This is a genomic window from Streptomyces hilarionis (assembly GCF_024539675.1).
GTDB lineage: Bacteria > Actinomycetota > Actinomycetes > Streptomycetales > Streptomycetaceae > Streptomyces > Streptomyces hilarionis.
The window spans coordinates 1-697 of sequence record NZ_JAHHIT010000386.1 but is presented as its reverse complement, the minus strand read 5'-3'; the positions used below and the strand labels follow the sequence as shown (position 1 = coordinate 697).

Here is a 697-nt window from a genome sequence, read left to right as displayed (position 1 = left end):
GCTCCATACGTGGCTCAAAATATTTAGCATACGCTTCATATTCCATGGCCTCCGTGTTGGCTGGCCATCCTTCCAACGCCTGTGCTGGCACTCAGCGCTTTAGGTACGAGTGACTGTATCTAGTGGAAGTACGACCGGGGGTTGGCCCTCCCAAAACATCCACCAGCACGACTTTCTCAGGGTCGTATCGGGAGGGGTGGTACAGCGAAATCTTTACGTCCAGCCCCTTCCACTTGATACAAATCGCTCATAAGCGTGGGCATCATACCGCATCTTCTCAGCTTTGGAATGGCATCATGCCAGCGTGATCGGCAGTGACGTAGGATGAGACGTAGTGATTGACATACGTGTCAACTCTTTCTACTATCGTCCTCAGTGACTGTATCTAGTGGAACCGCTGGCCAGGTCTCTCAACCAGACCAGCAAAAAAGACCGCCCCTCTCAGGCGGTTTTTTTTTGCCTGCGATTCAGCATTTTACTGTCCACATCTGATCCCAACTGGTCATGTAGCTAGGGCTCAGCAGAGCCCTACGCATGCCCCAGTCCGGCGACAGGGGCACAGCTGCAGTGCGTAAGCAGTCATGTCCCCACCGTCTATTGATCTTGTCCATAACGCTCATGAGCGCGTCAGTGCGCGCCGGTTGACTCGGCGTGAACAGATCTTGCGTGTACTCACCACGCTTTCGCAGATCCATCA

The 697-nt window shown here is 53.5% G+C and carries 1 protein-coding gene; it reads right to left on the bottom strand.

Features of this window, described 5'->3' with window-relative positions; all coding sequences use genetic code 11:
- Window positions 1–467 precede the first annotated feature (467 nt).
- The gene (locus tag KMS84_RS43665; protein ID WP_256669020.1) at window positions 468–620 is read right to left on the bottom strand and encodes a DUF4113 domain-containing protein; all 153 of its coding nucleotides are present in this window, start codon (window positions 618–620) and stop codon (window positions 468–470) included.
- Window positions 621–697: the final 77 nt, after the last annotated feature.